Source organism: Micromonospora sp. NPDC050980 (genome assembly GCF_040653835.1).
Lineage (GTDB): Bacteria > Actinomycetota > Actinomycetes > Mycobacteriales > Micromonosporaceae > Micromonospora.
The window spans coordinates 548487-562808 of the sequence record NZ_JBFAGS010000001.1; the positions used below are offsets into that span (position 1 = coordinate 548487).

16 protein-coding genes are annotated in these 14322 nt (G+C 71.9%); 8 read left to right on the forward strand and 8 right to left on the reverse strand.

The window, feature by feature from the left end:
* The first annotated feature begins 30 nt into the window (after positions 1-30).
* From pstC to pstB, 3 genes are read left to right on the forward strand one after another with little or no spacing between them, the layout of a single operon-like run.
* Positions 31-1122 carry a phosphate ABC transporter permease subunit PstC gene (gene pstC / locus AB0H28_RS02705; protein WP_358033142.1) on the forward strand — a complete coding sequence of 364 codons (1092 nt, stop codon included), beginning with the start codon at positions 31-33 and terminating at the stop codon, positions 1120-1122.
* Complete coding sequence (gene pstA / locus AB0H28_RS02710; RefSeq protein ID WP_358033145.1) at positions 1119-2207, forward strand: phosphate ABC transporter permease PstA; 1089 nt, start codon at positions 1119-1121, stop codon at positions 2205-2207. Before pstC ends, pstA begins: the two co-directional genes overlap by 4 nt.
* A 20-nt stretch (positions 2208-2227) precedes the next feature.
* A complete protein-coding gene (gene pstB / locus AB0H28_RS02715) occupies positions 2228-3004 on the forward strand; it encodes a phosphate ABC transporter ATP-binding protein PstB (RefSeq protein ID WP_358033148.1) in 777 nt (258 codons plus the stop codon).
* Between the two features lie 60 nt (positions 3005-3064).
* Here pstB and AB0H28_RS02720 read toward each other — a convergent pair whose 3' ends face one another.
* The 3 genes from AB0H28_RS02720 to AB0H28_RS02730 are packed head-to-tail and all read right to left on the reverse strand — an operon-like array spanning position 3065 to position 4330.
* Entirely contained in the window at positions 3065-3892 is an 828-nt protein-coding gene (locus AB0H28_RS02720) for an NUDIX hydrolase (RefSeq protein WP_358033151.1), read from the reverse strand.
* Positions 3889-4089 (reverse strand): hypothetical protein, encoded by a 201-nt coding sequence (locus AB0H28_RS02725; RefSeq protein WP_358033153.1) that lies wholly within the window; start codon positions 4087-4089, stop codon positions 3889-3891. Before AB0H28_RS02725 ends, AB0H28_RS02720 begins: the two co-directional genes overlap by 4 nt.
* Positions 4090-4144: 55 nt before the next feature.
* Positions 4145-4330, reverse strand: a complete 186-nt coding sequence (locus AB0H28_RS02730; protein ID WP_358033155.1) for a hypothetical protein — start codon at positions 4328-4330, stop codon at positions 4145-4147.
* Positions 4331-4736: 406 nt separating this feature from the next.
* On the opposite strand from AB0H28_RS02730, the gene AB0H28_RS02735 reads away from it, so the two are divergent.
* The 3 genes from AB0H28_RS02735 to AB0H28_RS02745 are packed head-to-tail and all read left to right on the forward strand — an operon-like array spanning position 4737 to position 6716.
* The gene (locus tag AB0H28_RS02735; protein WP_358033158.1) at positions 4737-5504 is read left to right on the forward strand and encodes a helix-turn-helix transcriptional regulator; all 768 of its coding nucleotides are present in this window, start codon (positions 4737-4739) and stop codon (positions 5502-5504) included.
* The gene (locus AB0H28_RS02740) at positions 5495-5686 is read left to right on the forward strand and encodes a DUF397 domain-containing protein (RefSeq protein ID WP_358033161.1); all 192 of its coding nucleotides are present in this window, start codon (positions 5495-5497) and stop codon (positions 5684-5686) included. The genes AB0H28_RS02735 and AB0H28_RS02740 overlap by 10 nt, the downstream gene beginning before the upstream one ends.
* A 58-nt stretch (positions 5687-5744) precedes the next feature.
* Positions 5745-6716, forward strand: a complete 972-nt coding sequence (locus AB0H28_RS02745; RefSeq protein WP_358033164.1) for a Gfo/Idh/MocA family oxidoreductase — start codon at positions 5745-5747, stop codon at positions 6714-6716.
* A gap of 76 nt (positions 6717-6792) precedes the next feature.
* Here the strand turns inward: AB0H28_RS02745 and AB0H28_RS02750 are convergent, their stop codons facing one another.
* From AB0H28_RS02750 to AB0H28_RS02765, 4 genes are all read right to left on the reverse strand, one after another.
* A complete protein-coding gene (locus AB0H28_RS02750) occupies positions 6793-7797 on the reverse strand; it encodes an inorganic phosphate transporter (RefSeq protein WP_358033167.1) in 1005 nt (334 codons plus the stop codon).
* Positions 7798-7801: 4 nt separating this feature from the next.
* Complete coding sequence (locus AB0H28_RS02755; RefSeq protein WP_089157475.1) at positions 7802-8428, reverse strand: DUF47 family protein; 627 nt, start codon at positions 8426-8428, stop codon at positions 7802-7804.
* Between the two features lie 121 nt (positions 8429-8549).
* On the reverse strand, positions 8550-9530 hold the full coding sequence (locus AB0H28_RS02760; protein ID WP_358033170.1) for a PPK2 family polyphosphate kinase: 981 nt from the start codon (positions 9528-9530) through the stop codon (positions 8550-8552).
* 126 nt (positions 9531-9656) lie between these two features.
* Positions 9657-10163: a DUF402 domain-containing protein gene (locus AB0H28_RS02765; protein WP_358033173.1), complete on the reverse strand. Its 507-nt coding sequence runs from the start codon at positions 10161-10163 to the stop codon at positions 9657-9659.
* Between the two features lie 123 nt (positions 10164-10286).
* Here AB0H28_RS02765 and AB0H28_RS02770 point away from each other — a divergent pair, with 123 nt between their 5' ends.
* A complete protein-coding gene (locus AB0H28_RS02770; RefSeq protein ID WP_358033175.1) occupies positions 10287-12422 on the forward strand; it encodes an ATP-dependent DNA helicase in 2136 nt (711 codons plus the stop codon).
* A gap of 54 nt (positions 12423-12476) precedes the next feature.
* On the opposite strand, the gene AB0H28_RS02775 is transcribed toward AB0H28_RS02770, so the two are convergent.
* A complete protein-coding gene (locus tag AB0H28_RS02775) occupies positions 12477-13778 on the reverse strand; it encodes an AI-2E family transporter (RefSeq protein WP_358033178.1) in 1302 nt (433 codons plus the stop codon).
* Between the two features lie 154 nt (positions 13779-13932).
* Between AB0H28_RS02775 and AB0H28_RS02780 the strand changes: the two genes are divergently transcribed.
* Positions 13933-14280, forward strand: a complete 348-nt coding sequence (locus tag AB0H28_RS02780) for a co-chaperone GroES (protein ID WP_358033181.1) — start codon at positions 13933-13935, stop codon at positions 14278-14280.
* Positions 14281-14322: the final 42 nt, after the last annotated feature.

Below are 14322 nucleotides of genomic sequence, written 5' to 3' on the forward strand. Positions count from 1 at the left end.
TAACCCCTTCGTAACGGAGCGAGCGCGCAGATGGGCGATTACCCACCCCGCTCGGTCGACGGCGGAACCGGCGGCCCGGGCGTGACCACCAGTCACGTCCGGCCCGCCGGTTCGGCGCGTCCGGCCGATATTCCAGCGACGCCGACCGGCGGTGTTCCCCAGGGCGGAGCCGGCGGCGGCGGGGCCCTGCCCCGCCGGCAGAGGTTCGGCGCGGAAACGATCTTCCGCCTGCTGACCATGGCCGCTGGCTCGATGGTGCTGATCGTCATCGTGGCGATCGCCACCTTCCTGATCACCAAGGCCGTGCCGGCGCTGCGCGACAACACCGCCAACTTCTTCACCTACGAGGGGTGGTCGCCCAACGGCAGCGATCCGAAGTTCGGCATCGGAGCGCTCGCCTTCGGCACCGTGCTGTCATCCGCGATCGCGCTGCTGGTGGCGGTGCCGGTGGCGCTGGGCATCGCCCTGTTCCTCACCCACTACGCGCCCCGCCGGCTGGGGACCAGCCTGGGCTTCCTGATCGACCTGCTGGCCGCCGTGCCCAGCGTCGTCTTCGGCCTCTGGGGCCGGGACTACTTCGTCGGCCCGGTCACCGACCTGTCGCTCTGGCTGAACAAGTACTTCGGCTGGATCCCGATCTTCGGCGGCGACGGCCCCTTCGGCCGGTCGGTCCTGCTCGGGTCACTGGTGCTGGCGATCATGGTGCTGCCGATCGTCACCTCGCTCTCCCGCGAGGTCTTCCTCCAGACGCCGACCGCGAACGAGGAAGCCGCCCTGGCGCTCGGCGCCACCCGCTGGGAGATGATCCGCACCTCCGTACTCCCCTACGGTCGGCCGGGTGTGATCGGCGCGGTGATGCTGGGCCTGGGCCGGGCGCTGGGCGAGACGATCGCCCTCGCGCTGACGCTGAGCTTCGCCTACAACATCTCCTTCAACATCCTGGAGAACGGCGGCAACTCGATCGCCGCGAACATCGCGGTGAAGTTCGGCGAGGCGGACGACACCGGGCGCGGTGCCCTGATCGCGTCCGGCTTGGTGCTCTTCGTCATCACCCTGATCGTCAACATGACCGCGCGGGCGATCATCTACCGCCGCCGGGAATTCACGGAGTCCGCCGCATGAGCGCCGTCACCTCGCACCGCACCCGACCGCCGGCACAGCCGGCCAGCCTGCGTGCGAAGCGTCTCCCGGCGGTCGCGCTGGTCGGCATCGCGGCCGGCGCGCTGGCGCTCGCCGCCGCCGTGGTCTACGGCTTCGACATCGGCGGCACCGTCCTGGTGATCGTGCTCGGCCTGGTGTTCTTCCTGACCGGCACGTACGCGGTGAGCAGCCGCGTGGAGGGCCCACGGTATGCCCGAAACCGCACCTGGACGGTGCTGGTCTACTCGGCCTTCGTGCTGGCCGCGCTGCCGCTGGTGTCCGTGGCCTGGACGCTGCTGAGCAAGGGCGCCGAACGCTTCGACGGCAACTTCTTCAACACGTCGATGAACAACATCGGCCCCCGCGACGCCGAGGGCGGCGCTTACCACGCCATCGTCGGCACGCTGGAGCAGGTGGGCATCGCCGCGCTGATCACCGTGCCGCTCGGACTCCTGTGCGCCATCTACATCGTCGAGTACGGCCGGGGCCGGTTCGCCGCCGCGATTCGCTTCTTCGTCGACGTGATGACCGGCATCCCGTCGATCGTCGCCGGCCTGTTCGTCCTGGCCTTCTGGGTGCTGATCGTGTCCCCGCACCTGACCGCCACCGGCCGGCCGGGCTATTCCGGCTTCGCCGCCGCTCTCGCGCTCAGCGTGCTGATGCTGCCGCTTGTGGTCCGCTCCACCGAGGAGATGCTGCGACTGGTGCCCGCGCCGCTGCGGGAAGGCTCGTACGCGCTGGGCGTGCCCAAGTGGAAGACAATCGTGCGGGTGGTGCTGCCCACGGCGCTGCCCGGCATCGTCACCGGCGTCATGCTCGCCATCGCCCGGGCGGCCGGTGAGACCGCGCCCGTGCTGCTGGTGGCCGGAGGCACCGCGGCCATCAACTTCAACCCCTTCGAGAACAACCAGTCCTCGTTGGCGCTCTTCGTCTACCAGCAGGCCGGCGACGCGTCCAAGTACTCCCCGGCCCGGGCCTGGACCGCCGCCCTCACCCTGGTCGCCCTCGTCCTGATCCTGACGATCGCGGCGAAGCTGATCGCCCGCCGAAACCGGCTCAGCCGATGATCACCGGAGGTACCGCCACCATGGCCAAGCGCGTCGAAGCCTCGAACGTCACCGCCTACTACGGCAACTTCAAGGCGATCGAGAACATCAACCTCACCGTCGAGCCGAAGACGGTCACCGCCCTCATCGGCCCGTCGGGGTGCGGCAAGTCGACCTTCCTGCGGTCGATCAACCGGATGCACGAGGTGCTGCCGGGGGCCCGGGTCGAGGGCAGCCTGACCATCGACGAGCAGGACATCTACGACCGGGACGTCGACGTCACGGCGGTCCGCCGGACAATCGGCATGGTCTTCCAGCGGCCGAACCCGTTCCCCACCATGTCGATCTTCGACAACGTGGTGGCCGGGCTGAAGCTCAACGGCGTCCGGAAGAAGTCGATCCTGGAGGAGGCCGCCGAGAAGGCGCTCCGCTCGGCGAACCTGTGGGACGAGGTCAAGGACCGGCTCGGCAAGCCCGGCGCCGGTCTCTCCGGCGGTCAGCAGCAGCGGCTCTGCATCGCCCGCACCATCGCGGTCGAGCCGCAGGTGGTGCTGATGGACGAGCCGTGCTCGGCGCTGGACCCGATCTCCACGCTGGCGATCGAGGATCTGATGTTCCAGCTCAAGGACAAGTTCACCATCATCATCGTCACGCACAACATGCAGCAGGCCGCGCGGGTGTCCGACCGGACCGCCTTCTTCTCGATCGAGAAGACCGGCGACCCGGGCCGCCTGATCGAGTACGACAACACTCAGAAGATCTTCAGCAACCCCACCCAGAAGAAGACCGAGGACTACATCACCGGCCGCTTCGGCTGAGGTGTAAGGCGGGGCCCCCTGTTAACGCATTCTGCATAACAAGGGGCCCCTCCTAACGCGTCAGCGCAGCACGAAGCGCGGCTGTGCCCCGTCCAGGTCCTCGATGTGCGGGACGATCGGCGTACCCGGGTCTCGTTCCGCCGCCGCGCGGGCCACGCCCGCGAGGTCGCCGGCGGCGGCGATCTCGGCGAGGGTGACCATCGTCGGCGGCAGCATGGTCAGCTCGCCCGCCTCGGCTCGGGCCAGCGCATCCGCGGGGCGCAGCCACAGCGTGTGGTCGGCCTCCCCGGAGACGTCGCGGGTCCGCTGCCCCGCCGGCAGCAGGGCGACGAAAAAGTACGTGTCGAAGCGGCGCGGCTCGAACTCCGGCGTGATCCACCGGGTCCAGGGCAGCAGCAGGTCGGACCGGAGCGTGAGCCCGCGCCCGGCCAGCAGGTCGGCGAAGCCGGTGCGCCGACCCACCAGATCCTGCCGGGCCGCCTCCCAGTCGTCGCCGCTGACGTCACCGACCACGGTGTCGGCGTCCGGGCCGGCCAGCAGCACCCCCGCCTCCTCGAAGACCTCGCGGGCGGCGGCGCACACCACGGCCTGCGCGTCCGCCGGGTCGAGCCGGAACCGCTCCCCCCAGGCCGCCGGCTCCGGCCCGGCCCAGCCGAGGTGCGTCTCCGAGTCGGACCGGTCCACTCCACCGCCGGGGAAGGCGTACATGCCGCCGAAGGTCATCGCCGCCACCCGACGGATCAGGTAGACCTCGAAGTCGTCGCCGGCCGGGCGGAGCAGCAGCACGGTGGCGGCGACCCGGGGCACCGCGGGCACGCCCCCCTCGGCGTGGAACCGGCGGGCGTGCTCCACCAGGGCCGCAGGTGCGGCGAAGCCGTCGATCGTCATGCGCCGAGCCTAGTTCCCGGCGCGGCGACCCGCCCCGGCCGGATCCAGCCGAGGAACCGGTCCCGCAGGGTCGCCGGCGTAGCGTCGGCGAGGTGCCCGGTGGCCTCCAGCAGCAGGGTGGCCAGGTAGACCGCGAGTGCCGGTCGATCGTCGCCGTACTCGGCCGACAGGGCCAGCGCGCGACCTCGCAGGGCCACGGACTGTCGCAGGCGTCGCAGCGCCAGGTGGGACGCCGGGCGACATGGCACCGGCTCACCGGAGCCGCAACGCGATGGCCCGCGCCTCGTCGTCGCTCAACGGCAGGAACCACAGGAATCGCCGGACGATCTCGGGCGGAGTCGGCCCGTCGACCCGCCCCCGCAGGTCGCGGATGGTCCGCCGGGTCAGCCGGGCGTACTCCGGAATCAACGTCGCGCGGCGGGCGGCGTCCGTCGGCACGGACCTCAACGCCGGACACGGCCAGTCGTGCCCGCACCGCACGCAGACCCAGGCCGGACCGTCCGCCACATGCGCCGAGAGCAAACCCGAAGGGGTACGCGGAGACCAGCGCGATTCCGGCGCGACGTTCGTCGCGCGGTTCGGGTCGGGCCGGGGTGCGGCACCTCCGGTGCCGGTCGGCGGTGTTGCGGGCTTCTCCGCGGGCATGGCGCTCCCCTCGTCGGGCGATCAGGGAGGGGCCGCCGCCCGAGTGTTCGCTCACCGCGACGGCCCCACGCGACGCGACCGCCGGGCTCTGCCTCCACCAGCCGCGCCGCCTAGGGAGAACTGTTCTCTGCGTGGCGCGACATTTACACCGCGTAGGGATATGGTGATTAGACATCTAGGACATCCGATGGAGGGTGCCGTGAACGATGCCTTGCGCAGCGCCCTGCATCAGACGGGTCAGACCGTTGATTCGCTTGCCTCCCAGGTCGGAGTTGATCCAAAGACCGTAGGACGATGGCTGACCGAGGATCGGATTCCGCACCCGAGCCATCGGACCGCTGCGGCGGAAGCGCTCGGCCGATCCGCATCCGACATTTGGCCGGACACATCCAGACGTCGCGAGCCCGCTTGGTTCCGGCCTTGGCAGGAGATCGAACGGGAGGCCGTGGGTCTCCGCTGGTTCGAGTCGCTGGTGCTTCCCGGCCTCCTTCAGACGGAGGCGTACGCCCGTGCCGTGCTCAGCGGCGCCGGCCTGATCCCCCGCGCGGACATCGAGCGGCACGTGGCTGCCCGGCTCGCTCGCCAGAACGTCCTCCGGCGTGACGACCCACCCCTGTTCACGGCCGTCGTGGACGAAGCCGCGCTCCGGCGGCCCGTCGGCGGCCGGGAGGTCATGCACGAGCAGATCCGGGCCATCATCACGGCATGCGCCGAGCCGCACATCAGAGTGCACGTGGTTCCCGCATCCGTCGGCGCATACGCGGGACTGAACGGTCCATTCGTCCTCGCCACCTGCGCCGACCATCGGATCGTCGGTTATCTGGACAACCAGTTGCAGGGACAAGTGGCTAGCGGGCCGGACGAGGTGGCCGCAATACTGGCGGCGTGGGAGGCCGTGCGCGGTGAGGCTCTCGCACACTGGCAGTCGGTCGAACTCCTGACGGAAGTGGCGGAGACATGGACCTGAGCGCAGCGAAGTGGCGTAAGAGCAGCCGCAGTAGCGGCAACGGCGGGGCCTGTGTCGAGGTGGCTGGCAACCTTGGCGGGCTTGTCGGCGTACGCGATTCGAAGGACCCGACCGGGCCGGCGCTGGTCTTTCCGGCGGCCTCGTGGCGGGTGTTCGTCGCGGAGGTGTCCAGCCGGTCCTGACGTCCCGACGGGTGGATCATCCTGCCGGCGGCCGAAGCGTCCGGGATAGCGTTCCGGCATGACGCGTTGGGGAATCCTGGCCACCGGCCACATCGCCGCCTGTTTCGCCGCCGACCTGCGGCTGGTGCCGGACGCCGAACTGCTGGCGGTCGGGTCGCGGACCCGGGAGAGCGCCGAGACGTTCGCGCGGCGGTTCGACGTGCCGCGGGCGTACGCCTCCTGGGCCGAACTCGCCGCGGACCCGGACCTGGACGCGATCTACGTGGCGACGCCGCACGCCGCGCACCACGAGGCGGCGCTTGCCTGCCTGGCCGGTGGCAAGGCCGTGCTGGTGGAGAAGCCCTGCACGCTGGACCTGCCCACCACCGTCGAGTTGGTGGAGACGGCGCGCGCCCGAGGGCTCTTCCTCATGGAGGCCATGTGGATGCGGACGAACCCGTTGATCCTGCGGGTGCTGGAGCTGATCTCCGACGGCGCGATCGGTGCGGTCACCCACGTCCGGGCCGACTTCGGGGTGGCCGGGCCGTTCCCGCCCGAGCACCGGATGCGGAACCCCGCGCTGGGCGGCGGCGCGCTGCTCGACCTCGGCGTCTACCCGCTGAGCGTCGCCCATCTGGTGCTCGGCGCGCCGCAACACGTGCAGGCGTGGGCCCGGCTGAGCCCGGAGGGCGTGGACGAGAACACCGGCATCGTGCTCGGCTGGGACTCCGGCGCGGTGGCGACGCTGAGCTGCGGCATGGTCGGCGCCACCGCGATCACCGCGTCGATCACCGGCACCACCGGCCGGATCGAGCTGCCGGAGCCGTTCTTCCGGCCCGGCTCCGCGGTGCTGCACCGGGCCGGCGCCGAACCGGAGACGATCCCGGCGGACCTGACCGGCGGCGGCTACCAGTACGAGGCGATCGAGGTGCAGCGTTGCCTGGCGGCGGGGCTGACCGAGAGCCCGCTGGTGCCGCACGCCGCCACGCTGGAGATCATGACCCTGATCGACGACATCAAGGCCCGCATCGGCGTCTCCTACACGGTGTAAGCAGGGGCCCCTTCTTAACACGTGGGTGTGAGAAGGGGCCCCTTCTCTACCGGAGGCGTTAAGAAGGGGCCCCTCCTTAAAACAGGGGGCGGACGAGGAGGTAGGCGAGGCAGGCGATGGCCGCCGCCGCCGGGAACGTGATGATCCAGGCGATCACGATGTTGCCGGCCACGTTCCAGCGGACCGCGGAGAGCCGTTTGGTCGCGCCCACACCCATGATCGCCGAGGTGATCGTGTGCGTGGTGGAGATCGGGGCCTTGAGCACCAGGGCGTTGAAGTAGAGCACCGCACTGGCCACGGTCTCGGCCGCGAAGCCCTCCGCCGGGCCGAGGTCGATGATCTTCCGGCCCAGCGTCCGGATGATCCGCCAGCCGCCCGCGTACGTGCCGAGCGCCAGCATCGTCGCGGAGGTCCAGAACACCCAGCCGGGGATGTGCGTCTTGCTGTCCTGGAAACCGCCGGTGTAGAGCGCCAGCACGATGATGCCCATGGTCTTTGCGGCGTCCTGCATGCCGTGGCCGACCGACATGGCGGCGGCGGACACGGTCTGTGCCATCCGGAAGCCGCGGTTGAGCTTGCCCGGCTGCCCCTTCCGGAACAGCCACATGATCGCCAGCATCACCAGGAAGCCGAGGATCAGGCCGACCACCGGGGAGAGCACCATCGGGATGATGACCTTCTCCAGGATGTTGCCCCACTGGACGATGCCGTCGGCGGCGAACAGGGTCGCGCCGACCAGGCCGCCGAAGAGGGCGTGCGAGGAGGACGACGGCAGGCCGAAGTACCAGGTGATCAGGTTCCAGGCGATGGCGCCGAGCACGCCGGCGAAGACCACGCCGAGGCTCTCCACGCCGGTCGGGAGCGTGACCAGCCCGTCGCCGACCGTCTTGGCCACCCCGGCGCCGAAGTGTGCGCCGACGAAGTTGCCGACGGCGGCCAGCGCGAGCGCGATCCGGGGGGTCAGGGCCCGGGTCGAGATGCTGGTGGCGATCGCGTTGGCCGCGTCATGGAAGCCGTTCGTGTAGTCGAACGCCATGGCGACCGCGATCACCGCCAGCACGGCGATGAGTTCGGGTGTCACGGGCTCAGGACTCCTTGACCGCGATGGTCTCGACGGTGTTGGCGACGTGCTCGAAGGCGTCGCAGGCGGCCTCCAACTCGTCGGCCACCTCCTTCATCTTCAGCACGGTCAGCGCGTCGTACTCGCCGGAGAAGAGGCGGACGAGCAGCATCCGGTACGCCTGGTCGCCGTCGTTCTCGAGCCGGTTGCACTCGATCCAGTAGTCCTCGAGGTCCTTCATCGACTTCAGCCGGGGCATCGCCTCGGCGGTGAGCTTGGCCTGCTGGTCGAGCACGTTGACCAGCTCGTGCAGCTCGCGCGGGAGCGACGGGAGCTTGGTCAGGCCGTAGAGGTAGAGCAGGTTGCCGACCGCCTCCAGGTGGTCCATCACGTCGTCGAGCAGCGAGCCCAGCCGGTAGATGTCCTCCCGGTCGAACGGGGTGATGAAGGTGGAGTTGATCTTCTTGTAGAGGTCGTGGGTGATCTGGTCGCTGTCGTGCTCGACCTCGGTCAGCCGCTCGCTGATCGACTGCACGTCCGCGCCGGGCAGACCCAGCTCGTTGAGCAGGTCGGTCCCCTTCACCAGGTTCTGCGCGGCCCTGGTGAAGAGCTCGTAGAAGGCGCCCTCGGTGGGACGGAAGGAAAACTTCACAGCACGGACCTCGTCGTGTCGGTGGAAGGGTGGCCGTCGCCTACGGCAGGCGCCTGCTCTGGGCATGCTAGGGACCCGGTGGAACCGGGCATCGACCGGCCCACCCCCGGTCAGACCCGATTCACCGCTCGTTCACCTGTTGTTCACCTTGAGGCCGTCCGCCCTGGTCGCGCAGCCGGTCACGCTCCCGTTCGACATCGAAATCGGCAGCCGGATACCCCAGTTCCAAACCGTCGAACGTCTCCCGCAGCAGGTGGGCCACCGCCCAGTCGCGGAACCACTTGCGGTCCGCCGGCACCACGAACCAGGGCGCGGCGTCCGGGCCGCAACGCTCCATCGCCTCGGCGTACGCGGCCTGGTATTCGTCCCACCGGGCCCGGGTGTCCAGATCGCTCGGGTTGTACTTCCAGTATTTCGTCGGGTCGGTGAGCCGCTCCATCAGCCGCTCACCCTGCTCGGCGTACGAGATGTGCAGCATGACCTTGACCACGGTGACCGCGTGCTCGGCCAACTCCCGCTCGAAGTCGTTGATGATCTCGTAGCGGGAGCGCCAGGTGGCCTCGTCGACGAGCCCTTCCACCCGGGCGATCAGCACGTCCTCGTAGTGCGAACGGTTGAACACGCCCACGTAGCCGGGCGGCGGCAGCGCCCGGCGGATCCGCCACAGGAAGTCGTGCCGCAACTCCTGCTTCGTCGGCGGCCCGAAGGAGCGGATGTGCAGCCCGAGCGGGTTCATCGCACCGGCCACCCGCTTGACCGTGCCGTCCTTGCCGCCGCAGTCCATGGCCTGGAGCACCAGCAACACCCGGCGCGGCCGGCCCGCCGCCAGGCCCGCGCCGGCCTGGGTGGGCGCGCTGGTGGCGCTGTCCGGGCCGGCGGCGACCTGCGCGGCGGCGTACAGCATCTCCTGCTGCCGGCCCAGTTCCGCGCCGATCAGCTCGACCTGGCCGCGGGCCCACTCCTTGCGCGCCGACCCGCGCCCGGCCGCCCTCGGCAACCCGGGGGTCGACCGGGGATCGATCGCCGCCAGGTCCACCGGCCCCGGCCCCACCCGCAACAGCTCCCGCATCGACCCGTCCTCGGGCCCGACCACACCACTCATCCCCCGATCCTCACCCGCCGAGCCCGATCGTGGGTACGGCGCGTCCGGTACGCCCACTTTTTGATCCAGAGGCGGGCCGCTACTCGGGCCACCCGCCGACGGGACGCCCGCGCTGGTGGGCGCGGCTCAGACCACCAGGGCCAACCACTTCCGGTAGGACGTGGCGAACGGCTCGGTGCCGTCGCCGAGCGCGCCGAGCAGCCAGCCGGCCGCCGCCTCGGCCTCGGCGACCAGCTCGTCCGGATAGCCCCACCGGGCCCGGTGCTCGGCGAACTCGTCCTCGTCGCGCAGCTCGACGACGCCGGTCTCGCGGCGGCGCACCACGTCCAGGTCGAGATCGACCAGGTGGACCGTCTCCCCGCCCTCCCAGCGGGCCGGGGTGGCGATGTCGCAGTAGACCTCGCTGGTGCGCGGCGGCGGGTTGAACATGCCCGTCCACCAGCCCTGCCGCGGCACCAGCAGGACGAAGGGGATCTGCTCGACCGAGGGCCGGCCGTGGTAGACCGACTCGGTGCCGGCCGGCACGCCGAGCCAGACACCGAGGTCGTCCTCGGCGAGCCGGCGGGCCGGGTAGTCGCGGTGGGCGCTGCCGTCGTACTTGCGGTAGATCACGCGGACCACGTCGCTCGGCATGCCTGGCACCCTAACCGATTCCGGCCACACCACGCGATCGACAGGTAACCGGACGCGACCCGCCGGACGCCACGCCGCCGGAGCGCCCGGACCGGCGTCGGTGCCGGCGGGTACGGTCGCACGGTGAGCCCGTCCCGCACCGCTACCGCCGTCCCGAAGAAGCGCCGGAGCGGCCGCCCGAGCGGTGCCGAGCTGCTGGCCGCCGCGGTGGGCGCGGTCCCCGGCGGCGCGACCCGGCCCGGCCAGCAGCAGATGGCCGAGGCGATCGAGCGGAGCATCGCCTCCGGCGAGCACCTGCTGGTGCAGGCCGGCACCGGCACCGGCAAGTCCCTGGCCTACCTGGCCCCGGCGCTGACCGTGGACGGGCCGGTGGTGGTCTCCACCGCCACCCTGGCGTTGCAGTCCCAACTCGTCGACCACGACCTGCCCCGGCTGGCCGACGCGGTCGAGCCGGTGCTGGGCCGCCGCCCCACCTTCGCCGTGCTCAAGGGCCGCCACCACTACCTGTGCCTGGCCCGGCTGGACAGCTCCGTCGAGGACGAGCCGGACGACGCGCTCTTCGACGCGCCCGCGCCCGGCGGCGGCACGAAGTGGCTCGGCGAGGCCGGCCGGCTGGGCAAGCAGGTGCAACGGCTGCGCGACTGGGCGGAGGAGACCGCCACCGGCGACCGCGACGAGCTGGATCCGGGCGTCGACGACCAGGTCTGGCGCAGCGTCTCCATGCCGGCGCGGGAGTGCGTCGGCGCGTCCCGCTGCCCGTTCGGGCAGGAGTGCTTCGCCGAGGCGTCCCGAGCCCGGGCCCGGGAGGCCGACCTCGTGGTCACCAACCACAGCCTGCTCGCCGTGGACATGCTCGCCGGGCGGCACATCGTGCCGCCGCACCGGCTGCTGGTCGTGGACGAGGCGCACGAGCTGGCCGACCGGGTCTCCTCGGCGGCGCAGGCCGAGCTGGTGCCCGAGCTGATCGACAGGTCCGCCCGGCGGGCCCGGCCGCTGCTCCGTCCCGACCTGGCCGACCGGCTGACCGAGGCCGGCGACGCGCTGGCCGTGGGTTTGGCCGAGGCGCCGGCCGGCCGGCTGACCACCGGCCTGCCGCCCGCGCTGCGCGAGGCGTGCACGCTGCTCGACTCGGCGACCCGGGCCGCGCTGGAGACCATCGGCGACGTGAAGGCCGACGACCCCGACCCGGTCCGCAAGTCTCAGGCCAAGGCCGTGCTGGACGAGCTGTCCACCACAACCCAGCGGCTGCTTGAGGAGGGCGACCACGACGTGGCCTGGGTGGAGAAGCCGGACAACGGCAGCCGCCGTGCGCTTGTGGTGGCGCCGTTGTCGGTGGCGGGCACGCTCGCCACCCACCTCTACGACGAGCGCACCGTGGTCGCCACCTCGGCCACGCTGGCGCTGGGCGGGCGCTTCGACACGGTGGCCCGGGCGCTCGGGCTGGAGGCGCCGCCGCCCGCCCCGCCGTCACCGGCCGCCGCCGCGGCGGCCACCGCGGCCGCCGCCGGTCGCGGTGCCGGTCCGGCCCCGGTGGCGAGCACCGAGGGCAGCCGGGCGGCGGTCGGCACGGTCCCGGCCACCGAGGGCCCGGGGTGGCGGTCGCTCGACGTCGGCTCGCCGTTCGACTACGCGCGGCAGGGCATCCTCTACGTCGCCGCGCACCTGCCCCGACCCAGCGTCTCCGGGCTGCCCACGGCGGCCGGTGAGGAGCTGCTGGCGCTGGTCGGCGCGCTCGGTGGGCGTACCCTCGGGCTCTTCTCCAGCCGGCGGGCCGCGCAGCAGGCGGCGGAGCTGCTCCGCGCGCGGACCGACCTGCCCGTGCTGCTTCAGGGCGAGGAGGCGTTGCCGCTGCTGGTGCGCCGGTTCCGGCAGGAGCGGGAGAGTTGCCTGTTCGGGGTGATGTCGCTCTGGCAGGGGGTGGACGTGCCGGGCGACGCCTGCCAGCTCGTGGTGGTCGACCGGCTGCCGTTCCCCCGGCCCGACGAGCCGCTCGCCGCGGCGCGGGCGGCGGCGGTCGACGCGGGCGGCGGCTCCGGTTTCGCGGCGGTGAGCGTGCCGATCGCGGCGGTCCGGCTGGCGCAGGGCGTCGGCCGGCTGATCCGGGCCACCGGCGACCGGGGCGTGGTGGCGGTGCTCGACTCGCGGCTGGAGACGGCGCGCGGCTACGGCCCGTTCCTGCGCCGCTCGCTGCCCCCGTTCTGGTACACCACCCGCCCCGAGGTGGCCCGGGGCGCGTTGGAGCGCCTCGCCAAGAGCTGACGCCCGCGCCTGTCCGGGCGGGGTGACGCGGGCGTCAGCGAGGTCGGGTGCGGGTCAGGGCGCCTGGGAGGCGACCACCACCGCGTCCGGCGGGGTGTCCGGCACGGTACGCGCGGCGAGCCGCCGGACCGCGGTGTTGAGCACGGCGATCAGCGGCACCGCGACAAGCGCGCCGGCGATGCCGGCCAGCACCACGCCGGCGGCGATGCCGATGATCACGGCGAGCGGGTGGATGGCCACCGCCCGGCCCATGATCAGCGGCTGGAGCACGTGCCCCTCGACCTGCTGCACGCCGATCACCGCGCCGAGGATGATCAGGGCGGTCACCGGGCCGCTGTCGACAAGCGCCACCAGCACGGCCACCACGCCGGACAGGAACGCGCCGACGATCGGGATGAACGCGCCCAGGAAGACCAGCGCGGCCAGCGGGAACGCGAACGGGATGTGAAAGGCGACCAGGAAGATGCCGATTCCGACGGCGTCGATGAACGCGACGAGCACGGTGGCCCGGACGTAGGCGCCGAGCGTCGCCCAGGACGCGCGGCCGGCGTCGTCGACCTTCCAGCGCGCGCCGACCGGCAGCAGCCGGACCAGGAACCGCCAGATGTTGTTGCCGTCGCGAAGGAAGAAGAACGTCGCGAAGAGCACCAGGACGGTGCCGGTGAGCACCTCGGCGAGCGTGGCGGCGGTGCTGAGCGCGCCGCTGGTGAACCGCTCGGTGTTGCCGTTGATCCAGTTCTGCGCCTCGTCGATGTAGCGGTCGAGCTGGCTGTCGGACAGGTGCAGCGGGCCGGTCTTGAGCCAGTCCTGGATCTGCCGGACGCCCTGGGAGGACTTGGCGCTCAGCTCCGGCACGCCCTGGATGAACTCGTTGACCACGAGCGTGAGCGTGCCGATCACCGCGGCGAGGCCGCCGACCAGCACCACGCCGGTCGCCAGCGAGCGGGGGAAGCGGGCCTTGAGCAGCCAGCCGACCGCCGGGGCGAGCAGCGCCGAGAGCAGCAACGCGACGGTCAGCGGGATGATCACGATGCTGATCGTGCCGATGATCTTGAGCAGCGCCCAGGTGACGATGCCGATGACGATCAGCCGCCAGCACCACGCGGCGGCGATGCGCAGCGCGTGCGGCACCTCGGTGTCGTCGCGGCTCACCGTCGAGTTGTGCATCGCGGCCGGCGGCTGGGCGCCCACCACTGTCGCCGCCGGCGACGCCGCCGGACCGGGCGAGCCGGGAGACGCGACGCCACCCACCTCGCCGGGAGCCGGGTCCGGGTCCGACCGGGCGGCGGCAGCCTTCTCCCGACCCGACTCGTACGCGCGGCGGAGCCGTCCGCGCATCCGCTCGAAGCGGCTCAAGCGCACCTCCCGCAAGGCTGGTCCACCCACGTCACAGGGCAAACAGGATACGTCCGACCGCCCCACCGTAGGGCGGTCCCGCCACACATTGCCCCGTCGCCGCCGCCGGCAACCACGACGGGACCGGCGACCGGGCACGCGGTAGCGTCTTCGCGTGACCGCCGACCAGAGTCTCGACGCCGGGCTGCCCATCCGCCTGCTGCACGATCGCGTGCTGGTGCGTACCGAGGGCGGTGAGGGGGAACGCCGCTCCACCGCCGGCATCGTCATCCCGGCGACCGCGGCGGTCGGCAAGCGGCTGGCCTGGGCCACCGCGGTCGGCGTGGGGCCGCACGTGCGCTCGATAGTCGCCGGGGACCGGGTGCTCTTCGATCCGGACGACCGCTCCGAGGTCGAACTGCACGGCCGGGCGTACGTGCTGCTGCGCGAGCGGGACGTGCACGCGGTGGCGGCGGAGCGGGTGGACAACGGCGCGACCGGCTCCACCGGCCTCTACCTCTGACGGCGGCCGGCGTCCCGGCGTCGTTTGCGGCGCTGCCCGGCG